The sequence below is a fragment of the Pseudomonas sp. GL93 genome, from assembly GCF_003408955.1.
In the GTDB taxonomy this organism is placed as follows: Bacteria; Pseudomonadota; Gammaproteobacteria; order Pseudomonadales; family Pseudomonadaceae; genus Aquipseudomonas; species Aquipseudomonas paracarnis.
In genome coordinates this window covers 132,260-154,565 of the sequence record NZ_NKRF01000135.1, presented here as the reverse complement: position 1 = coordinate 154,565, position 22,306 = coordinate 132,260, and the positions used below count along the sequence as shown (strand labels likewise).

Annotated in this window: 11 protein-coding genes and 1 pseudogene; 2 read left to right on the top strand and 10 right to left on the bottom strand. The window is 60.9% G+C overall.

Annotated features, from left to right (window positions below; translation table 11 throughout):
• From CER19_RS28245 to tssB, 10 genes are all read right to left on the bottom strand, one after another.
• On the bottom strand, positions 1 to 1,264 hold a 1,264-nt coding region (locus tag CER19_RS28245; protein ID WP_133298373.1), incomplete at its 3' end, for a sel1 repeat family protein.
• Positions 1,264 to 3,162: a phosphatidylserine/phosphatidylglycerophosphate/cardiolipin synthase family protein gene (locus tag CER19_RS28240; protein ID WP_116668779.1), complete on the bottom strand. Its 1,899-nt coding sequence runs from the start codon at positions 3,160 to 3,162 to the stop codon at positions 1,264 to 1,266. The genes CER19_RS28240 and CER19_RS28245, both read right to left, overlap by 1 nt.
• On the bottom strand, positions 3,162 to 5,894 hold the full coding sequence (locus tag CER19_RS28235) for a type VI secretion system Vgr family protein (RefSeq protein ID WP_116668778.1): 2,733 nt from the start codon (positions 5,892 to 5,894) through the stop codon (positions 3,162 to 3,164). The genes CER19_RS28240 and CER19_RS28235 overlap by 1 nt, the downstream gene beginning before the upstream one ends.
• A gap of 2 nt (positions 5,895 to 5,896) precedes the next feature.
• Positions 5,897 to 8,554 (bottom strand): type VI secretion system ATPase TssH, encoded by a 2,658-nt coding sequence (gene tssH, locus CER19_RS28230; RefSeq protein WP_116668777.1) that lies wholly within the window; start codon positions 8,552 to 8,554, stop codon positions 5,897 to 5,899.
• Positions 8,555 to 8,688: 134 nt separating this feature from the next.
• Positions 8,689 to 9,180, bottom strand: coding sequence for an Hcp family type VI secretion system effector (locus CER19_RS28225; RefSeq protein WP_116668776.1), 492 nt, complete (start codon positions 9,178 to 9,180; stop codon positions 8,689 to 8,691).
• Positions 9,146 to 10,906, bottom strand: coding sequence for an OmpA family protein (locus tag CER19_RS28220; protein ID WP_116668796.1), 1,761 nt, complete (start codon positions 10,904 to 10,906; stop codon positions 9,146 to 9,148). Before CER19_RS28220 ends, CER19_RS28225 begins: the two co-directional genes overlap by 35 nt.
• Before the next feature lie 7 nt (positions 10,907 to 10,913).
• A complete protein-coding gene (gene tssL, locus CER19_RS28215) occupies positions 10,914 to 11,594 on the bottom strand; it encodes a type VI secretion system protein TssL, short form (protein WP_116668775.1) in 681 nt (226 codons plus the stop codon).
• Entirely contained in the window at positions 11,591 to 12,946 is a 1,356-nt protein-coding gene (gene tssK, locus CER19_RS28210) for a type VI secretion system baseplate subunit TssK (RefSeq protein WP_116668774.1), read from the bottom strand. The genes tssL and tssK overlap by 4 nt, the downstream gene beginning before the upstream one ends.
• Positions 12,947 to 12,970: 24 nt before the next feature.
• Complete coding sequence (gene tssC, locus CER19_RS28205; protein WP_116668773.1) at positions 12,971 to 14,512, bottom strand: type VI secretion system contractile sheath large subunit; 1,542 nt, start codon at positions 14,510 to 14,512, stop codon at positions 12,971 to 12,973.
• A 34-nt stretch (positions 14,513 to 14,546) separates the two neighbouring features.
• Positions 14,547 to 15,050 carry a type VI secretion system contractile sheath small subunit gene (tssB, locus tag CER19_RS28200; protein ID WP_116668772.1) on the bottom strand — a complete coding sequence of 168 codons (504 nt, stop codon included), beginning with the start codon at positions 15,048 to 15,050 and terminating at the stop codon, positions 14,547 to 14,549.
• Between the two features lie 1,350 nt (positions 15,051 to 16,400).
• Here tssB and CER19_RS29525 point away from each other — a divergent pair.
• Together CER19_RS29525 and CER19_RS28195 are read left to right on the top strand one after the other, a co-directional pair.
• Positions 16,401 to 16,517, top strand: a pseudogene (locus CER19_RS29525) (ESPR-type extended signal peptide-containing protein); the annotation flags it as partial.
• A gap of 213 nt (positions 16,518 to 16,730) precedes the next feature.
• On the top strand, positions 16,731 to 22,238 hold the full coding sequence (locus tag CER19_RS28195; protein ID WP_256660572.1) for a YadA-like family protein: 5,508 nt from the start codon (positions 16,731 to 16,733) through the stop codon (positions 22,236 to 22,238).
• Positions 22,239 to 22,306: the final 68 nt, after the last annotated feature.

Sequence of the window (22,306 nt, the reverse complement as noted above, 5' to 3'; positions counted from 1 at the left end):
ATTCAACGCGCTCTTCATCCAGGGTGGTTTTGTCTTGCATCGGCCAGGTGCGTAGAACGTAGCGCTTGACGATCTGGGTCGGAAAGGTTTCGCCTTGTTTGAAGTGGCGGATGACTTCTTTCGCCATGACCGTACGCCCAAAGGGCCAGATGACCTTCCAGTAGCCGCTTTCCGGGCAGGCCTGGCCGCTGTAGCAGATCAGTACCGGAAAGTTGGCTTGGCTGAAGGCTGGTGAGCCTGGCATGGGTTTGCCGGTTGCTGGCTCAAGGACCTTGGCCTTGGCCAGTTGCTCAATTAAGGCTTCGGAGGGCTTGGGTGGAGGGACGTTGGCCAGACGGGCTTCGACCCATTGCAGCTTGCCGTCCCAGGCTGGGAGTTTGGCCGGTGGTAGGGGGAGGATTTCATTGATTTCGGGGACTTTGGGGTTGGCGTAGGAAGCGTTCGACAGTACTGTCCCGATTTTCTCATACCGCTCGGCTCGCTCCAGGTCTTCCTGTTGGCCGAGGTAGTTCACTTGATCGGTGGGAGGAGGATTACGAAATGCGTCTTCCAAGCGGCTAGCGGCACTCTCGTTACCTGCCATTACGCCGAGTTGGAATATTTCGAGCGCCTCCGGGTATTGGCCCTTGTATTTCAGGTAGACACCCAGCGCGATGGCCGCTTTCCCATGGCCCTGTTCGGCGGCACAACGATACATTTTGAGCGCAACGTCTGGGGCAATATCACTCGGCTCAAGTTTGTCGCCGACATAGTACTGGGCTTGTGCGCTCCCCTGATCGGCGGCCTTGCGGTAGTAGCGCAGCGCCATTTCCGGGTCCTGTTTCAGCCCGGCGGCTCCCTGCTGCAAAAAGACTCCCACGAAGTAATAGCCTGTCGCTACGCCCGCATCGATCAGTTGCTGGCTCATACGCAGGTAGGTTTCGCCACTGAGCGTGAAGCTGCCACGCATCGCGCCGTTCTGCAAGTTGATATTGGCCTTGTAATGGCCGCTTTCGGCTGCGATGCGGTACAGCCGCTCAATCTCGGCGTCGACGCTTTTGTCCTGCTTAAGCTGGTTGTTCTTCTGCAACCAGCGGGCGTATTGGAAAAGCACATCAGTCTCGGCGGACGGCGCAGGGATCTGTTCATGCACGCAGGTGAAGGCCAGTTGGGCTTTGATTTCGGTGAGCGGGTTCACATGGATGTCCTTAGACAGATGGGTTGGGGCGCTGCCAGTGTCACAGGCGGCCAGCAGCAGGCTTGACAGCAAGAGGATTCGGCGCATCAGTCGAGGTCCACCATAGTGGTTTTGTCATAATAAAATTCGACAAGCGGAGCGCAGGGCACCCCATTCTTCTTGTCATTTTGCCGCGTTTTGTTGTCATCAATAATCTTCTGCCAAGCTTTGAACGCCTTCGCCGGATCATCCTGCGGCTCCTCCATCGCCGTATGCAGACTCCACAACTGCCGCCGCAACGCCTTCGTCACGCTCGCCCAGTCATGAGCAATATTCAGTTCACTGTCGACCTGCATGCTCCGGGTGTTGATATTGGCCGAACCATGGGTGGTGAACACATCGTTCACAATCATCAACTTGGAATGGATATACACCGGCATCCACGGCCTGCCGGCCGGTGAGTCAGGTGCCACCAGCGAGCACACATGGACTTTCAAGTTGGGGAAGGTCTGAAGTTTGACCGGGCTCTCCTCGATCGCTTTGATCCGATCATTGAGGTCGGCCAGCCGCAGGCGATTGTTTCTGGCGGTTTCCTCTTGGGCTTCCCTGGCTTTATCGCTCACATGGCCGCCACCCAGGCTGTCGGTGATGCTCGTCAGCGTGACTAAAGCCTTTTGCGCCAGAAGATCCCCCAGGTCCGGCTCCCCCACCGCCGATTGGGCTTTCGCCTGTTCAATGCGCTGTAACTTGGTGAGTTCTGGAATGGTCTCGCCGCGCCCGAGGCTTTCGAGCATGCGCTGGGTGTTCACCGTGCCCTTGCCCATCCCGTCATCCGTGGCGTTGGTGATCACAAACAGGTGCAAGCTGCCATGCAAGGCGGGGTCGCGTCCTGCCCTGGCCTGGCTGGAGGCAACCTCCTTGATGAATTCGGCCAGGGGCGGCCAGCGAAAGTACTGGTTTTCGATGTAGATAAACTGGGTCGCATTGTTAATCGCCTGCAAGTAGAGCTGCTCGATATCGCGTTTGCCTTCTTGCGGCTGGGTGCGCAGGATCTGGGCCACCTGCGGCAGGCCGAGGGTACATAACTGCGGCCCTACTTCCTTGGCCAGGCGCGATACGAGTAGATCTTCCCCGGTTTCCTTGCGCCAGGCCGTGGCGAAGTTATGGTGCAAGTGTTCGACGATCGGCCCGCTGACCTGGCTGGAAATGTCCTGGCGTGGGGTATTCCCGCGCGGCCCGGCATCGGGCGCGGGCTTGGTGCTCTCGGTACGGTTCAGCGCGGAGTGCGCGTCTTTGTCCCAGTACTCGTCGAGCATGTTGTGGCCCATGACGAAGCCAACAGCGCAATCCGTGAGTTCGAAGTCGACCAGGACGGTCTTTTGATGATGGGACGGCGCCGCTGCCAGCGCGCCGATCGTTTTCAGGCTGAGCTGTCGATCGAGACTTGTGTGTTTCGCCAGAAACGCAATTTCGACCCTTTCCTCCCTGCTGAAGCCACGCCCGACAAATACCGGAATGCTGCGCTTCGCCCGAAGCGCTACCATATTGTCGGGAACCGCACAGGTGGCAAACCACTCGCGATCATAAGCATACTGATCTTGCGTGGCACTCTGGCCCGCGCGGTCTGCGATGCTGATCGGGCCTTTGCCGGGCAGATTGGCCTCGTCCCCCAGGCCCGCGCTATTGAACGGCATCTCCCAGCCCAGCACACGCACCTCGACACCTTCTTTTGCCTTGTTCATCAGCAGCTCGCCGATGCGCAGACCCGTCTTGCCGTCGCGGATGAAGTACATCGAGGGCTGGAAGCCCCAACAGAGAATCTCGATGCTTTTTTTAGCATTGGCGATAGCCAGGTACACAGCCTTGAACGCCACCTCGCCGTTGACCAACGGTTGATAACTGGCTGCTGCCGGCGGGTACTCGGTGTCCTGGACGTACCAGGGGGGGGTGCAGGTCACCTCCTGTGTATGCTGCAGAGCAACGGGCGACACAAAATCTGGAGGCATTATTGGGTTTTCTCTTGCGTGTGAGTTGGCCCGTCCATCATTGCTGTGTACAGGGTGCGGTGATCTTTGTGCGAGGTGGGCTGACTCACTTCCGGGTTGGCCTGCGATTGATGGTTGTGCACGCCACGATTGGCCATCTGCGCCTGCTCGGTATCACGGTATTGCGTGGGCACCGGAATATTGAAAACTACACCATTGGCCATGACCAACCGGTAGTCCTTTGTCACAACCTGATGGTCGATTAACACTTGCCCGCTGTCGTCCATCACGCCTTGCTTAAGCAATCCGTTTTCGGCATAGAGGGCATAAGGCATACCTTTCCAGCTTTGACTGGATGCGTTGGGGGCTTGCGGCACACTGAAGCGCAACGGCTGTTTGGATAGACTCTGTGGATATTCCGGATGCGTGGCCGTCATGCTCGCCGGCCCCAGGTAGTCAAAGTGCGCCGACTTAACGTTGTAATCCCCCAGGGTACCGGACTCGATGCAGCTCTGATCCAGGGTGATGTAGCTGCCGCCCGCGTTCAGGGTGATTTTCTTTTTCGCGACGATGCGGATTTCATCTTCAGTGCTGGTGATCTCCAAACCCTGGCGGGCCATCAGTTCCAAGGTGTCGTTCTGTGCCTGGATCTTGACCGCCCCCTGGTTGGCAATCAGCTTGATCCCCAGCTTGCGCACGAACAGGCTCACCCCCTGCCCCACGCCGATAAACAGGCGCTTGATCACGCTGATATCCGCCTCGCCACCAGCGTTGAGCATCAGGTTGTTCTGTGCCGCTAACTGCAAGTGCTTGCCGCTAGCCACGGCGATACCCTGCGGAGCGCTGAGTAATAAGACCGAGGCCTTGAGTTGATTGAGCTGGTCACGCATCAACGTCAATTGCGCTTGCACATCTGCCGGATCGGCCTTGGCAGCCTGGGCATCGGTGGACAACCCCTCCAACTGGTCTGCGGCCTGTTGCAAATGCCCTAATGCAGCGCTCATTTCCAACATCTGGCCGTTGGCCCGAGGCTGCGTATCAGCACTGATAAAAATGCCGCTACCCGCACGAATCGCGCCCCAACCATCAGTGCGCAGTTCAAAACCTTCGCCGCGTTTTTTCTTCTCGGCATCCACCAAATGCCCCAGATTCAGCTGGCTCTTACCACTGTGCTCCGTACTGAGCTTGACGTGCTCCTGCCCGCGCAAGTCTTCCATGCGCAGCTTATTGTTGGCTGGCGTGCGCAGCACGTTGCGCGTGTAGTCGCGTTTACCCAACGTCACGTGGTCGACGTGTTGGCTGTCGTGCAACGCGTGGGCGATATATGGCCGGTCGGGATCGCCTTGTTCGAAGGCGATAGCGACTTCGGTGCCGGCCAGCAGTGGCAGGTGCAGGCCGTGGGTGTCGCCGGCGTAGGGGCGGGCCAGGCGTAGCCAGAGGCTTTCTTCGCCGGGTTTCCAGGTGTCGCGGTCGAACAGGAAGTGGACTTTGTAGCGGCCTTCGAGGTCGATGTGACCGTAGGGGTCGTGTTCCTTGGGGCTGGTGACGCGGGCCGGGACGGTGCCGGCTATTTGGGGTTTGGGCAGCAATGCCGGGCGGTAGCACACGGTTTCCGAATACGGGATGGCCTGGAAGCTGGCTTCAAAACTGCGGTCGCGGGCGGCGTGGGTGGTGACTTGGGTGATAACCGCGCCGGGGGTGAAGGCGTTGGGCGCGCCGCCGGAGATTTTCAGGACTTGGCCGGGGGTCAGGCTGGGGCTGCTGCTGATGCCGCTGAGTTGGGTCTGGCCGTTGAGGTAGCGTTCGTGGCGCAGACGTGCGTAGAAGTAGCCGCTTTCACTTTGCAGGTCTTCGTCCTGGTCGTAGCGGTCGCCGATGAGGTTGTAGGGCTCGGCGTAGTGGTAGGCCTCGCCGTAGGTGCCTTTGGCGCCACGGCTTTGGTCGACGTCACCGTCGAGGTGGGCGTTGGCGACGCGGTGGTGGTAGGCGCGGATGTTGACGTGTTGCTCCACTACCTTGTGGTTCGATTGCAGGCGCCATACGCCGTCCTGGCCACTGCTGTTCAGGCCGGATTGGGGGCGGTATGGCAGCTGGACGTCGAACTGATAGTGGCGTTGGTCGTCGTGGAATTCCACCACGTCGATGTTCAGGCGTTCGTCGCGGGTGAAGCGATACCAGATGCCGACCTCGGCCAACAGGCGCGAGATAAAGGCCAGGTCGCTTTCGTCGTACTGCATGACTTGTTCGCGCTTGGGGTATTCGCGTACCAGGTTGAAGAGAAAGTCCTGGCCTTCAAAGTCGTGGCGGCTGCGCAGGATGCTTTCGACGATCTGCGGCACCGACTGGTGTTGGTAGATGCGAAATTGTTTGCCGCGAGCGAGCAAGGCCAGGCGCGGTTCGAGGGTGATTTCGTAGCGGGCTTCGTCGAGGGAGCCGGACAGGCGTTTGAAGCCGGTGACCACGCCGTGCAGGGTGCGCAGTGGCTTGACCGGCGGTACTTCAATACCGACGGCTTTGAGCGCGGCCATGCCGGGGTTTAGGCCGGGGCCGTGCAGGCTGAAGTTGGCGTCTTTGCCTAATAGGGTGTCGGCACTGAGGTCGCCATCGATGCAGGTGAATTCGACGCGGTAGTTGAACGGCTGGCTCAGGCCTTCGTGGCCTTCGAAGGCCAGCACGTCCAATACTGAATCCAGCCCATACACCGACAGTTTGTGCCGACTGTGGTCGAAGAAGGTGCGCAGTTCATTGAGCATGTTCAGGCCTCCAGGGCGACCGGCGCGTGATGGTCTTGGCCGTCGTTGAAGTGCAGGACGACGCCCTCCTCCTCGCTGTAGCCCAGGGTCACCTCAGTGGTTTTCTCGCGGCCGGCCTGGCGTCGCAGCAGTTGTTGGCTGAGTACCGGCAGGATCTGTTGATTGAGCAAGCTGTCGATGTTGCGTGCGCCGGTGTCGGGCAGCAGGCACGCGGCAACCAGTGCCTGGTTGAGGGCCAGATCAATGCGGCAGTGCACGCCGTAGTGACGCTGCAAGCGCTTGGCAACCTGGCCCAGCTTGATGGCGACGATGCGTTGCAGGGCATCGGCCAGCAGCGGACGGTAGATCAGGGTCTGGAAGCGTGCGAGCAAGGCCGGCTGGAAATGCTCGCGCAGGATCGGGCGCAGCAGTTCTTGCAGGGTGCTGTCGGGCGCGCCGGGGAACTCTTGCAGGCAGGCTTGCAGTTCGTCGCTGCCCAGGTTGGAGGTCATGAGGATGACGGTGTTGCGAAAGTCGATTTCGCGCCCTTCGCCATCGCGCATAAAGCCACGGTCGAATACCTGGTAGAACAGGTTGATCACGTCGCGGTGGGCTTTTTCCACTTCATCGAGCAGCACCACGCTGTAGGGGCGTTGGCGCACGGCTTCGGTGAGCACGCCGCCCTGGCCGTAACCCACATAGCCGGGGGGCGAGCCTTTAAGCTGGCTGACGGTGTGGGCTTCCTGGTACTCCGAGAGGTTGAGGGTGATCAGCGCTTGTTCGCCACCGAACAAGGTGTTGGCCAGGGCCAGGGCCGTTTCGGTTTTGCCGACGCCGCTGGTGCCCACCAGCAGGAACACACCCAGCGGCGCCTTGTCGTCGGTCAGGCCGGTCTTGGCCGCACGCAGGCGTTGGGCCAGGGCGCTCAGGGCGTGTTCCTGGCCGATCACCTGCTCGCCCAGTTGACGCTCCAGTTCCAGCAGGTTGGCCTGTTCGTCCTTGAGCAGGCTGCCCAGGGGCACGCCGGTCCAGTCGGCGATCACTTCGGCCACGCTGCGCACATCCACGTCCAACGACAGCAACGGCTGGTGGCCCTGAACCTCATGCAACTGTTGCTGCAAGTGCAGGCAAGCGTCCCGCGTCGATGATTCGTCCAGGCGTGCTGCGAGCAGATGCTGGGTGAGCAGGAGTTCACGACGGTATTGATCTTCCAGGGCCACTTGCCGACGCTGCAGTTCGGCGTGCTGGCCGGCGATGGCCTCCAGGCGCTCCTCGGTATTGGCGCCATTGAGTTTGCGGTCTTCTTCCAGAGCCAGGTGCTCCAGTTCCAGGGCCGCCTGTTGGGCTTTTAGACGCACCAGCGGCTGCGGCTCGCAGTCCAGGCTCATACGCCCCCGGGCGCTGGCGGTGTCGAGCAGGTCGACAGCTTTGTCCGGCGGTTGGCGCCCGGTGAGGTAGCGCCGCGACAGGCTGACCGCCGCCTGCACCGCCGCGTCCTGGATGTGTACGCCATGGTGGCTGGCGTAGCGCGCCTTGAGGCCGCGCAACATGAGGCTGGCGTTGGCATCGTTTGGCTCGTCGACCTTGACTACCTGGAAGCGCCGCTCCAGGGCCGCGTCCCGCTCGAAATACTGTTTGTACTCGCTCCAGGTGGTGGCGGCGATGGTGCGCAATTCGCCACGGGCCAGGGCTGGTTTGAGCAGGTTGGCCGCGTCGGCGCCACCCGCCTGGTTGCCCGCGCCGATCAGGGTGTGGGCTTCGTCGATGAACAACAGCACCGGCAGCGGCGATGGCTGCACGGCGTCGATTACGTTTTTCAGGCGTTGCTCGAACTCACCCTTGACCCCGGCGCCCGCCTGTAACAAGCCCAGGTCCAGGGTGCGCACGCTGACCGATTTGAGGCTGTCGGGTACGTTGCCTTCGGCGATGCGCAGCGCCAACCCTTCGACCAGCGCGGTCTTGCCCACACCTGGCTCGCCCACCAGGATCGGATTGTTCTTGCGCCGGCGGCTGAGAATGTCGATGACCTGGCGAATTTCATCGTCACGTCCGAACACCGGGTCGATCAGCCCTGCCCTGGCCTTGGCGGTCACATTCTGGGTGAACCGGTCGAGGATGCCCTGCAAAGCCTCCTGCAGTTCGGGGAGCGAGGCGCTGTCGACCGGAGCGTCATCGACGGGTTCCAGTGCGAAGTGCTGGTTCGGTTGCGGACGCTCGATCGATTGTTGGTCGAGCAGCCCGAACAAGCGTTGCAACTGGCTGTCGCTGAGGCTGAGTAGCGGCCAGGCAGCCTCGCAGGCGAGCAAGCCGGGGTTTTCCAGCAAGGCCGCGAGCAGGTGCGCCGAGCGGATGGATTCGTTGCGGCTGTCCAGCGATGCATACAACCAGGCGCATTTGATCAGGTGGTGCAGCTTGTCGCACAACTGCGGCTTGCTGTGCACGCTGCGTGGCAGGCCGTCGAGGTGTTCGAGCAGGCCGCGCCACAGGGTGTCCATGTCCCATTCATAGCGCCGGGCAATCACGGTCAGGTCGCCCTCACCCTGCTCCAGCAATTTGAGCAGCCAGTGCTCGATGCTGATCACTCCGTGGGCGCGGCTCTGGCACAGGGTCGCCGCGGCACTCAGGGCCTGAGCGCAGTACGGGTTGAGGCGGCGAAGCAAAAGTGCGGAATTCTGGGCCATGGGCGGCTATCTCTGGTCTGGTGGCTCGGCGTGTCATCAAAGCTCGATGTGTTTGGCTGAGCGTCCGCGAACGGGCGCTCAACCCTGCACACCGCGAACCGACAAGCGCACAGGCGCCTGCCGGCTTTTACGCGTCAGGCGCTCTGGCGTTCGTTCCAGGCGTCAGAGTGGATGATGTTGCCGTCCTTGTAGGTCCAGGTGACCTTCTCGTAGCGCAGCTCGACCTGTTCCATGTGGTTGTGCTTCTCTTTGCCCTGGTCTTTGATGTCGTGCATTTTTGGCGCGACTTTGACGACCTTGACGTTTTCCAGCTTGGTGATGAAGTACTCGACTTCCTGGCCGGCGTCGTCGATGCGGTACCACTTGAACTCGGCGCTTTTAAGCGTCTGGCCCGTGGTCACAGCCTTGTAGAGGTAAGGGCTGGACGCATCGATTTCCTTGCTGAACAGGAACGGGGTGTGCACCCGCGTGCCGGTCAACTTGCCGGTGTTGTTGTCGGTGGGGATGTACAGGCTGTGGTCCTGCGCGATGACCTCGATACTGCCTTCGCGTTTCTGCACGTTCACGGAACCTTTAATTTCCGCGCCGCCATCATCTTGCAGCCAGAGGTAAACGGGAATTGCCATTTGAAGCTCCTTTTCTGGGGGTTTGCGTGTCGCGGAATGCGACAGGCGGGGTCTTGCCCGGCCCCGCAGCGGGCAGCGCACAGGCCCCCGCTTCCGGTACCAGACGAATATCGACGCGACGATTAGCGGCGCGCCCGGCGTCGGTGTCGTTGCTCGCCACGGGTTGCTGGGCACCGAAGCCCTGCACGGCGAAGCAACTGTCGGGAATGTCGCCCATGCGCTGCATCCAGTCGCGTACCGAGGCGGCGCGAGCGCGGGACAGCTCAAGGTTCTGGCCGGGGCTGCCGGTGATGTCGGTATGCCCGGCGATGACGATCAGCCAACCGGCCTGGGCCTTGATATTGACCAGCGCGTCGATCAGCACCTTGGTGGAGCCGGCCTTGAGTTCAGCCCGGCCGGGATCGAACAGCGAGAGGCTGTCCAGGCGCACCGGGTCGGGAATCTTCACCGGCGGCGGTGCCTCAGGTGGTTGCCGGTGGGCGGCGATGGTCGCCAGCAACGGCAAACGCAGGCGCTCGCCGCGATACAGGCCCAAGCCCAAGGCCAACGGCTCGCCCTGGCGGTAGTAGTCGTCCAGTCGCGCAGCGTCTTCGCGCAACACGGCCACTGCGTTTTCGCGCAGGAGGAATTGCGGCTGGTCGCGGCGCTCGGCCAGCGGGATGGCGTGGTAGCGGCGCAGGTCATCACTGACCTGACGCAGCAGCAGGTTGTTCTGCCAGGCCGAACTGGCCAGTGCCACCACGCCCGCCAGGGTGAACAGCCACACCGCCAGGATGCCCGCACGCAACCGCGCAGAACGCCGAATGCGCAGGGGCAGCAGGTTGAGCAAAGGATCGGGAAATGGCAGGCTCGCACCGGCCACCGAGGGTTCGGACGCGCCGAGGGCGACCCTGACGCGCAGCCATTGCTGCCACAGGTTGCCGGGCACGCGCTGAGGCACGGCCGGCACCAGCGTCATCGCCCACACCAGCGGCACACGCCCGTCACGCCCGGTAAAGTGCGACAGCACCTTGTCTTTGAGCCACGCGGCCAGGCTGCCGATCTGTACGCCCATGGCCAGACGCTCCGTACCGTGGGCGCTGTCGACGGCCTGGCGCTGCCAATCGCTCAAGCTGGCACAGGCACCGGCACTGCGCACCCACAGATCGGGCTCGCCGCTCTCGCAACTGAACCAGGCGTCTTCGTCAGTGGTGGTCTGCCCATAACTGACCAGCATCAAAGGCAACGCGAGGCCGCGTTTTCGCGCCAGCGTGAGTTGGTGGCGGAAGGCACGTATCCGCCCCGCCAACTCGCCGTCATCCGTATGTTCAACGGGGTTGACGCAAAACATCACGTTCAGTTGCCCACCCCAGTCCGGGCGTTGCGTCAACACGCCCGCCACTGCCGTACCCAGTTGGTCCAGCGCAGGCACCCGCACATAGCAACCTTGCGCAGTCACCCGCAACGCCAACTGGTCGGCGGGAACGGCACCGAACAGTCCCGTGAGCCCATCGCCACACACCAGCACCACGGGCTGGCGATAAGTTGCCGCCGGCAGGGGCGTCTCACCCGGCGGCAGCAGTTGCGCGCCGCGCTTTGCGAAACGACGCTCTGCCCAGACCCAGGCCAGCACCACCGTCAAAATCGCTGCCGCTCGTGCCCAGCCCGAGGCCGGAATGATCAGTGCCAGCGTCACAACCAGCACCCCGGCCCACAGCCAGAGCCCTCGCATCAAGTTGAGTGTCATCGCGGCCTCACGCCTGGCCAGGGGCAAGCGTGGCGACCAGGCCACCGAGCATCTGGTCCAGCCCCCACCAGACGCCGACCAGCAGCACGCACGCCATGGCCAAGCGAACCCAAGGCGAGCGCAATGTGCCAAGCCGCTCGTTGCGTGGGCCGCTGCCTTGGGTGGTGAGCATCGGGTTGAGCTTCAGGGGCGGAACGTGCGCATTCAGGGCGTCCATCAGCCGCTGGCGCTCGGGGTGGTTGAGATCCGGGTAGCGCCCGCGAAAACCCAGGAGCATCACGCGCTGGAACACCGTCAGCACCAACAGGTCGGGCATTGGCTGGCGCAGGGCCTGGCGCATGTCCTCATACAGGAACTCACCCGCCTGGTGACGGTTGAACAAGTGGGCCTGCAAGGGCTTGCTCGCCCAGCGCGCATGGGCCGGCCCCGTGGCACGGTTCAGCACGGTTTCATCGAACAGCGCGCTCTGGGCATGGCAGATCAGCGCTGTGCTTTTGTTGCTCACCCCCGCCGCCTGCAACGCTTGGTACACCTGCTTGACTTGCCGCACGCAGCAACGCCACAGCTCGGAGGTGTCTTGCACCTCTGCGCCCTGGCGCAGTTCGACCACCAGCAGGTAGCTATCTTGCAAGAGTTTGTCGATATCCAGCGCAGAGGCCGGGTTCTTTGTTGAGGCCGTCAGGTTCATGCGCGCAGTACCGCGAAAAGTTCAAGTTTGATGTCAACCAGCGTGCTGGGGACGTACAGCGCACAGACCCCTTCGGCCAGCATGGCCTGGCCCTTGGGGTGCCCAAGGTCGAGGGCGAAATACTGGTTTTCCAGGCGCAGTGGAATCGCCGCCGGTACATGGCTGAGCGGCTGCAACGGAATACCGTCAAGCGCGGCATTGACCAGTTGATTGACGTCGTCCGGCGTACCCATTTTGCACAGGCGCGGAAAGTGTTTTTGCAGCTGCGCGGCCGGCATGCGGCAACGCACCGACAGGTAGAAATCGGCACCGTCGCGCTCACGCAAGCGGGCATCGTTGAGCGTGACCTGCCAGCGATTGGCGGCCACCTCCTCCAGCACCAGCGCCACCACACGCGACGGCAGGCTGGCCTCAAGCAAGGTGGAAATGGTCTGCATCAAGGGCGGGAACACTGTCTCCAGTTGCTCATGCCGGTAGGCTGGAATCTGGTCGATATCGTGTTCCAAAGAAAACGTCAGCAAGCCACCGGCCAGTTTGATCAGCGCCTGGTACACCTGCTCGGGATGCCGCGCCGGGTGAGCCTTAAGGTCGGCCAGCACCGGTTGATAGGTGTTCAAGGCGTTGAGCAACCAGAACAGCGACACGTCGGCCACGGCAAAATCAGCCATGCGCTGGTTGCTTTCGCGGCGCATGCCCATCAGCCGTTGGCGCTTGGCGGCCAGTTGGGTCAGCAGGTTGTCCAGTTGGGTCACCAGCCCAGGGTGGGCGGCGAAGCTGAGCAAGGGTGGGACAAAATCAGGGTCCAGGTGCCAGGCGCCCTGCCCGTCACGCATAAGGCGCGCGACGGGGCAGGTCAGGTAGTCGGCGTTGTCGTCGTCGGCCAGGCGCAGAGTCAGCACATGTTCGAGTACACCAATCGATTGCACCTCATCGCCATACACATCCTGTACCTGGCGCCAGTCCTGGCGATAGCGCACAGGCCGGTCGACCCGTGCGCCCTCGAACACACAGTTATTGCCGTTGGCCTGTTCCAGCGGCAACGCCAGCACCAAGGTGGCGCTGCGGCGGGAATCGGACAGCAGCCCCGCCAGCTCCAGCGCCGGTGGCAGGCGATCCACATGGTCGGTGTCGATCAAGGTGCCATCGGGCAGCCGCACGCGTAACTGCGTGGCCTTGAGCTTGCCCAGGTGCAAGGCCTGCAAATCGAAGGCCACCCCCCAAACCCCCCAGGGGTGTACGTGGCAGAGATGAGCCAGACGGTCGTCGGCCCACGCCTCCCAACGCGCCTGCTGCTGGAACTGTTGCGGCGACAGCAAGGCGCCCGCTGCCCACAGGGGGCGGTCGATCTTCATCACATCGTGTCCTTGCGAAGGGGATCAGGCTTTGGCCTTGGGCATCTGCGAAACCAGCGACAAGTTGACGTCCATGCCTTCGACCTGAAAGTGCGGAATCGCATACAACTTGACGCGGAAGAACCCCGGGTTGTCCTCGATGTCCTCGACCGTCACCCGCGCATCGCGCAAGGGGTGGGACGCTTGCAGGTCATCACCCGGGTCGGTCATTTCGGTGACGAGGCCACCCACCCATTTGTTCAGTTCCAGTTCGAGCAAGCGGCGGTCCTTGGTGGTACCGATGTTTTCGCGCTGGATCAATTTGAGGTAATGGGCGATGCGCGACAGCAGGAAGATGTACGGCAAGCGCGCATTGATGCGGCTGTTGGCCGTGGCATCGGCGGTGTCGTACAGCGCGGGTTTCTGGGTGGAGTTGGCCGAGAAGAAGCACGCGTAGTCGCGGTTCTTGTAGTACGACAACGGGATGAAACCGAGGTTGGCGAATTCGAATTCGCGGGTTTCCGGGATCATCACTTCGGACGGGATCTTCACCTGGTTGCCGGTGCCCAGGTCGTAGAGGTGAATCGGCAGGTCGGTGACCGCACCGCCCGACTGCGGGCCGCGAATCTGCACGCACCAGCCGTTGGTAATGAAGCTCTTGACCATGTTGGCCGCGAAGGCAAACGAGGCGTTGGTCCACAGGTATTTTTCGTGGTCCGGGCCCTTGACGCTTTCGATGTAGTTGAAGCTGCGCACCGGAATGGTGTCCGGGCCATACGGCAGGCGCCCCAGCACACGCGGCATGAGCAGGCCGATATAACGCGAGTCATCGCTGTCGCGGAACGACTTCCACTTGATGTATTCGGCGCGGTCGAAGTAGTTACCGATGTCCTTGATCGCCGCGACTTCTTCCATCGACTGTTTACCGAAGAACGCCGGCCCCACCGCGCCAATGAACGGCATATGGGCGGCAGCGGCGACTTTGGAAATGTTGCGCAGCAGCGCAATATCCTGCGGGCCGCGCCCGAACTCATAGTTGGAAATGGCCGCAGCGATGGGCTCGCCGCCCGGGGTGTCGTATTCCTGGGTGTAGGTGTGCTGGTACAGGCCGCTCTGGGCAATTTCGGGTACGTCTTCGAAGTCCTGGATCAGGTGATCCTTGCTGATATCCAGCAGTTCGATGCGCACGTTCTGGCGAAAATCGGTCTGGTCGATCAGCGACTTCACGCCGCGCCAGGTGGATTCGACACGCTGGAAATCGGGGTGATGCATGATCGCATCGAGTTGCCGGCTGATTTGCATATCCAGCGCGGCGATGTGCTCATCCAGCAAGGTCTTGTCCAAGCGTTCGACTTTTTGCGACGACTGCTTGAGCAGGTTCAGAAACACGCTGACCGCTGCGGTGACTCGCTCATCGGGCGAAGCTTCGGACAGCACCTCGGCATTTTGAAACGGCTCGATCGCGCCCAGTTCCAACACTGGATTGAGGTTGATCTTGGCGAACAAGGCGCTATACACGCCCTGGCCCACTTCGGGGGCGTAGGTCTGGGTTTGCTGCGGCTGAGACGATGGGTTTTCTACGGACATGATCAGAATTTCCTTATCAGCGGACCAAGGGCAATCAACGAGCGGACGGTGGCGCCAGGGCAGCCAGTTCAGCGCGCAGTTCGTCGCTCAGTGCGTCGTCCTTGAGGATGCGCTCCAGCTCGTGGCGGAAGGTGGCGTTATCCAGCAGGTTGGATTTGAGGTCGCGCAACAGGTTGCGCATCGCCAGCAGGGCTCGCAGTTGCGGCATTTGCCGGGCGACCTGCTCGGGCTCGAAATCTTTCATGTTGCGAAAAGTGAGCGCGATGGACGCTTCGGCGTTGCCCTCGACCAGAGTGTTTTCCACCGCCAGTTTCACGCTGGGGGAAAACTCGGCCAGTACGCTGTCGAAGTTGTTCTTGTTGATGTCCACCTTGCTTCGCTCAGACAACGGACGTTGTTCCTGACCGTTGCTGTAATCACCCATGACCATGAGTTTGAGTGGCAGCTCTATCTTTTTTTGCGCACCGCCGGTGTGCAAATCGAGCTTGATATTGACCCGAGCCTTGGGTACTTCGTTTTGAAAGCTATTTGAAGCCATACACCCTCCAGACACTCTTTGCGCGACACGCCATTGCGTCACGAACAACAACTGAAACTGGAGTTAATGCTTGGCCGACAGCCTCTAAAGGGTTGCCGTCCTGGCATATAAACTCCGCTGAGAGCTGCAACAAGCAGCGCACTTTCGTGTAATAACTGAATACCCACCCCAATAGAGTGGTACTTCACCCTGCGATGGTTTTACCTTCAGCGAGCGGCGGGCAACTGGGCGCCCTGCTTCAGGATTCGCTCCTTTTTAAACAGCTCGCTGCGCCCGCCCGCACCAAAACAGCGCACAAGAAAATAGCAACTCCTGTCCGGGAGCCACTGCTGGTTTATGTGAGAGCCCACCCAATAAACATAACGTTTAAAGAGTATTACATCCCGCTTGAAAAAATATCAATACGTCACCTTTGTTCACATTTGCATGAACACTCAACACAGCACACCTATATGAGTACATCACGCTCGGAAATTTCCTACATCAATTATTCGAAACTACCGCTAGACACTTAGCCGAACCGAGAAATTATCTCGCTAAATCTTTTTTCCTACACTTGGGGAGGGGGAATCTTTGGTTGTAGGGTTAAAAAACTCTATTAAACGTCCTACACCTCAAGCCGTTTCCAAGAAGCAAAAACCCGACTATTTTTTCTGGATAGCGAAACAAAACTCCGTTACTAAACATTTCAAAGGCTGCAAAAAACTTCTCTTCAAAAGGTTTGGATGTGGCAGCGCTTAACACACCAGGCAACGCCCCGCTGTCTGAGCGCCGTGAGCAGCATCTGCGCGAAAGGCAGCAGGAGGCTTGCTGCATCGAGCTAAAAAGGCCGATTGAGGTAGCACCGCGCCAGTACCGCCCCAGCGCAGGCGCGGGAAATTTTCCCGATCAAGACGCCCTACCCGTATCAACAATGAATGTTACGTGCGTCAGAAGCCCGCCTATCTCTTTGATAACTATCGTATTGACTCTGGCGAAAAGCGATTTTCTGGCGCTATGTCCGTTCGCGGTCGGCAGGAAATTTCCTACAGAGCCATAGTATTCAGATTGCTTGAATATGCATCGCTTGTAGGTGCTTGAGGCAGACCCCGCCTGAGCGTCGACAAGAGCGACTAGGCCAGGCCGATACGAACGTCAGTTTGTTCCATGAGACGTGAACGGCCCGGATGTTCCCATGAACAAACACACTCAATAAGCATTAAAAATTGGCACTTTCAATCCATACGAGTGGGAAGTCGCTCATTTTAAAAACCCTGCTAAATTCAATTCTGTTATCCAGCGAGTTTCAGCGCGAATGATTAACGGAATCCCAACTTAATTATTTTTGCGGAGACGGCTTACGCCATCGACATGAACAAAATACATGCTGTGATTTGGAGCGTTTCAAAACACTGTTGGTTGGTCGTCTCTGAACACGCAAGCAGCGGTGGCGGGCGAAGCAGCCGTCGCGCGGTCATTGATCGAAGTGGTTTGGCCAAGGCGCAAACGTCACTGCGCGTACAACAACTGCCTGGCTCTATCAATGCTGTTTCACTCAGCTTGCGCACAGTACGTACTGCTCTCATTCCGATGGTGTTGACTCTAGGGACGGTATCCATCGCTGTTGCAGGGCCAGGCGATGGTATCTTCGTCAACGATGGCACTGATAACGGCTGCAGCCGGGTCGGTGACTCGGGCTCGATGAGCGGCGTAACTAACGCGGCGTGTACTTCATCCGACAAGTCAACTCAGACTGATCACTCGCTGTTCTATAACCCACTGGGTCAAGTAGGCCTGGGGGCGACGTCGTTGACGCTGGGTAACGAACTCTTTGTCAATGGCGGTTCGACCGCGGCGCTCTCGGCCCCGGTAACCGCGGGTGCGCATATCAATACCCTCGACATGCGTGGCACCAAGGTTCTGCAACTTGCGAACGGCACTGTGTCGGCCACCTCGCAGGACGCCGTGAACGGCGCCGAACTGTTCAACACCGCAACTTCAACGGCCACCGCGCTGGGGGGTGGCGCTCAAGTCACCGGCACTACCGGGCAGATTTCCGCCCCAAGCTATAGCACCACCACCGTCAATGCAGCGGGCAATGTCACCACCGCCACCACCAGCGCCAATGTCGGTGATGCACTGACCAACCTGAGCACCAGCCTGGCCAACAGCGCTAACGTGGGTGTCAACTATGACGACGCGGCCACCAAGGCCCGCGTGACGTTCAACCCGACTGGCGCTGCAACCACGCTGGCGAATGTTGCCGCCGGCACCTTGAGTGCCACCAGCACCGAGGCGGTCAATGGCACTCAGTTGAACGCTACCAATACCACCGTCAGCGCCCAGGGCGCCCAACTGAGCGGTATGGTCAATGACGGTACGGGCATCAAGTACTTCCACAGCGCTTCAACCAAAGGTGACAGCAGCGCCACCGGTCTCGACAGTGTGGCCATCGGCCCGTTGGCCACAGCTGCCGGCGGCGGATCCATCAGCCTTGGTAACGGTGCCACCACCACTGCAACGGGTGGTCGAGCGATCGCCTTGGGGAACTTATCAAGCGCCCAGAGTAACGGTTCCGTCGCGATCGGCTCTGAATCCACCGCCTCCGGCATTGACGGTCTTGCGTTGGGCTGGCAGGCCCAGGCGCTGGCAGCCGGCGCCGTCGCGCTTGGCGGTGAGGCCGCTGCGTCAGGCAATAACAGTGTCGCCCTGGGCAACAACGCCAGTGCTACGGTCGCAAACTCCATGGCGTTGGGCTCTTTCGCCACCACCACTGCTGCTACTGCGACGACCAATGGCGTGATCAACGGCACCACTTACACCTACGCCGGTACTGCGCCTGTGGGTGTGCTCAGTGTTGGCAATGCAACCCAGCAGCGGCAGATCACCAACGTCGCCGCAGGCGAGGTTTCGGCTACCAGCACCAATGCGATCAATGGCAGCCAGTTGAATGCCACCAACACGGCAGTCAATGCCTTGGGCGCCCAGGATCAACAATTCACCACCGCTCTGGGTGGCGGCGCGCAGTTGGACCCGACCACGGGGGCCTGGGTCGCACCGAGCTACAGCACCACCACCATCGATACCGCTGGCAATGCCAGCGCCCCTGCCATCAGCAACAACGTGGGCACTGCCTTGACCGGCCTCAGCACCAGCCTGGCCAATACCGCCGCCGTGGGCGTCAAGTACGATGATGTGAGTACTAAAACCTCGGTGACCTTCAACCCAGGTGGCACCGCCACCACCCTGAGCAACGTCGCCGCAGGCAGGTTGAGCGCTACCAGCACCAATGCGATCAATGGCAGCCAATTGAACGCGACCAACACCTCGGTCACTGACCTGGGCACCAGTCTCAACACGTCCATTACCAACCTGGGTAACAGCTTCAGCACCCAGTTGGGCAACATCATCAACAATGGCGACGGCATCAAGTATTTCCACAGCGAATCCAGCCTGGGCGACAGCACGGCTACCGGCCTCGACAGCGTAGCCATCGGCCCGGTGGCAACCGCTTCGGCCGACAATGCCATTGCCCTGGGCAACGGTGCCAACGCCAGCATCGCCAACTCCCTGGCTCTGGGTAATGGCGCCACCACCGCTGCGGCTACTGCAACTGCCAGCGGCGTGATCAATGGCACCACCTACAATTACGCCGGTACTGCACCTGTGGGCGTGCTCAGTGTCGGTGCCGTCGGTGCCGAGCGGCAGATCAGCAATGTCGCGGCTGGGCGGGTGGCGGCCACCAGCACTGATGCGGTCAATGGCAGCCAGTTGAACGCCACCAATACCTCGGTCACCGACCTGGGCACTAACGTGAATACCTCGGTGAACAACCTGAGCACGCAGATCAGCAACCTGGCCAACACCACTGCCGAGGGGGTCAAGTACGATGATGTGAACACCAAAACCTCGGTGACCTTCAACCAGGGCGGTACTGCAACGACCTTGACCAACGTCGCCGCCGGCACCTTGAGTGCCACCAGCACCGATGCGGTCAACGGCAGCCAGCTGAACGCCACCAATACCTCGGTGACCGATCTGAGCACCAGTCTCAATACGTCCATTACCAACCTGGGCAACAGCTTCAGCACCCAGTTGGGCAACATCGTCACCAACGGCGCGGGCATCAAGTATTTCCACAGCAACTCGGCCCTGGGTGACAGCACGGCCACCGGCACCGACAGTGTAGCCATCGGCCCGGTGGCAACTGCTTCGGCCGACAACGCCATTGCCTTGGGCAACGGTGCCAATGCCAGTATCGCCAACTCCCTGGCCCTGGGTAATGGCGCCACCACCGCTGCGGCCACTGCAACTGCCAACGGTGTGATCAATGGCACCACTTACAATTACGCCGGTACTGCGCCTGTGGGCGTGCTCAGCGTTGGTGCCGTCGGTGCCGAGCGGCAGATCAGCAATGTCGCGGCTGGGCGGGTGTCAGCCACCAGCACGGATGCGGTCAACGGCAGTCAGTTGAATGCCACCAATACCTCGGTGAGCGACCTGAGCACCAACCTCAGCACGCAGATCAGCAACCTCGCCAACAGCGCCGGCAACCAGATGGGCCAACTCGGCCAAGGCGTCAGCGCGGCCTTCGGCGGCGGCGCACAAGTGGACCCGACGACTGGCGCCATGACCGCGCCAAGCTACAGCACCACCACCATCGATACCGCTGGCAATGCCACCACCGCCACCACCAGTAACAACGTGGGCGCTGCCTTGACCGGCCTCAGCAACAGCCTGGCCAATAGCGCCGCCGTGGGCGTCAAGTACGATGATGTGAGTACTAAAACCTCGGTGACCTTCAACCCAGGCGGCACCGCCACCACCCTGAGCAACGTCGCCGCCGGCACCTTGAGCGCCACCAGCACCGACGCGGTCAACGGCAGCCAGTTGAACGCCACCAACACCTCGGTCACCGACCTGGGCACCAGCCTCAATACGTCCATTACCAACCTGGGCAACAGCTTCAGTACCCAGCTTGGCAACATCGTCACCAACGGCGCGGGCATCAAGTATTTCCACAGCAACTCGGCCCTCGGCGACAGCACGGCCACCGGCACCGACAGCGTAGCCATCGGCCCGGGGGCAACCGCGTCGGCCGACAACGCCATTGCCTTGGGCAACGGTGCCAACGCCAGCATCGCCAACTCCCTGGCCCTGGGTAACGGCGCCACCACCGCTGTGGCCACGGCAACTGCCAGCGGCGTGATCAATGGCACCACTTACAATTACGCCGGTACTGCGCCTGTGGGCGTGCTCAGCGTTGGTGCCGTTGGTGCCGAGCGGCAGATCAGTAATGTCGCGGCTGGGCAGGTGTCGGCTACCAGCACCGACGCCGTCAATGGCAGTCAATTGAACGCCACCAACACCTCGGTCACCGACCTGAGTACCAACGTCAACACCTCGGTCAACAACCTGAGCACGCAGATCAGCAATTTGGCCACTACCGCCGCGGTAGGCGTCAAGTACGATGACGTGAACAGCAAGACCCGTGTGACGTTCAACCAGGGCGGCGCTGCGACCACTCTGAGCAATGTCGCCTCCGGCAGCCTGAGCGCTACCAGTACCGACGCAGTCAACGGCAGCCAATTGTTCAACACCACCGCACAGCTCAATACCCTGATTGCCAACTCCGGCAACCAGAGCCAGTTCGTCGTCAACGCGTTGGGCGGTGGCGCCCAAGTGGATCCGGTAACGGGTGCCGTGACTGCGCCAAGCTTCAACACCACCACCATCGACGCCGCCGGTAATACCACCACCGCCACCACCAGTGCGACTGTCGGCGATGCCTTGACCGGCCTCAGCAACAGCCTGGCCAATACCGCTGCCGTGGGCGTCAAGTACGATGACGTGAACAGTAAAACGCGAGTGACCTTCAACCCAGGTGGCGCTGCGACCACCCTGACCAACGTCGCCGCCGGCAGCCTCAGTGCTACCAGCACCGATGCAGTCAATGGCAGTCAGCTTTTCTTGACCAATAACACCGTTGTCGGCCTGACGACTCAGCTCAACAACATCGTGAACAGCGGTTCAAGCATCAAGTACTTCCACGCCAGTTCGTCCAAGGCCGATTCGCTAGCCACCGGCACCGATGCCATGGCAGTAGGCCCCAATGCCCAAGCCAGCGGTACAGCGGCCATTGCCGTGGGCAATGAAACCGTTGCCAGTGGCAGCAGCTCGGTGGCTATTGGTGATGGCGCGAAAGCCACCGCTGCCGGCAGTGTCGCCATAGGCAAGGGCGCCAGTGACGACCAGCGCGGCACCGAGACCTATACCGGCAAATATTCGAATGCAAGCAACACCACGGTCGGCGTCGTATCGGTAGGCAACGCGACCACCGGCGAAACGCGTGTATTGAGCAACGTGGCTGATGGCAGCCGGGCTACCGACGCGGTCAATGTGCGTCAGCTCGATGGTGCGGTGGCCGAGTCCAAGGCCTACACCGATACCAGCCTGAATCAGATTCAAGGCTCGATCAAAAATGTGGACGGCGCGATTGCCAACGTCACCAGCAGCGTGACCAAAGTCGAAGCAGCGGTGACCAGTGTGCAGAACGGCACCAGCGGTGCATTCCAGGTCAACAACACCCGCGCCGCAGCGCAACCCAAGGCAAGCGGTACCAACGCGGTAGCCGGTGGCATGGGCTCGCAAGCCTCGGGTAACAACAGCATGGCCGTAGGCAGCAACACCGTGGCCAGCGCTGAAAATGCCACGGCAACGGGTAACGGCGCCCAGGCAACGGCACAAAACAGCGTGGCCCTGGGGGCCAACTCGGTGGCGGATCGCGAGAACAGCGTCTCGGTAGGTAGCGCGGGTGGCGAACGCCAAATCACCAATGTCGCAGCCGGCACCCGTGGCACGGATGCCGCCAACATTGACCAAGTGAGCCGCGGCATCATGAATGCCAACATCAATTCCAAGGCTTACACCGATCAGCGCTTTGCCGATCTCAAACACAACCTCAAGCAGCAGGACGACACCCTGAGCGCTGGTATCGCCGGAGCCATGGCAATGGCCAGCCTGCCGCGCTCGTCGGTTGCCGGCGGCAGCATGACGTCGGTGGCGATGGGTAATTACCGCGGGCAATCGGCACTGGCTATTGGCGTTTCGCACGTGTCCGAGAATGGCCGCTGGTCGACCAACTTCATGGGCACCACGAGCAGCCAGAATGACACTGGCGTGGCCGTGGGGGTTGGTTATCAGTGGTGATTGCAGACCGAACCGATAACGAAAAAAGCCCGGCCTGCGCTTAATGCAGGTATCCAATGTGGGAGGGG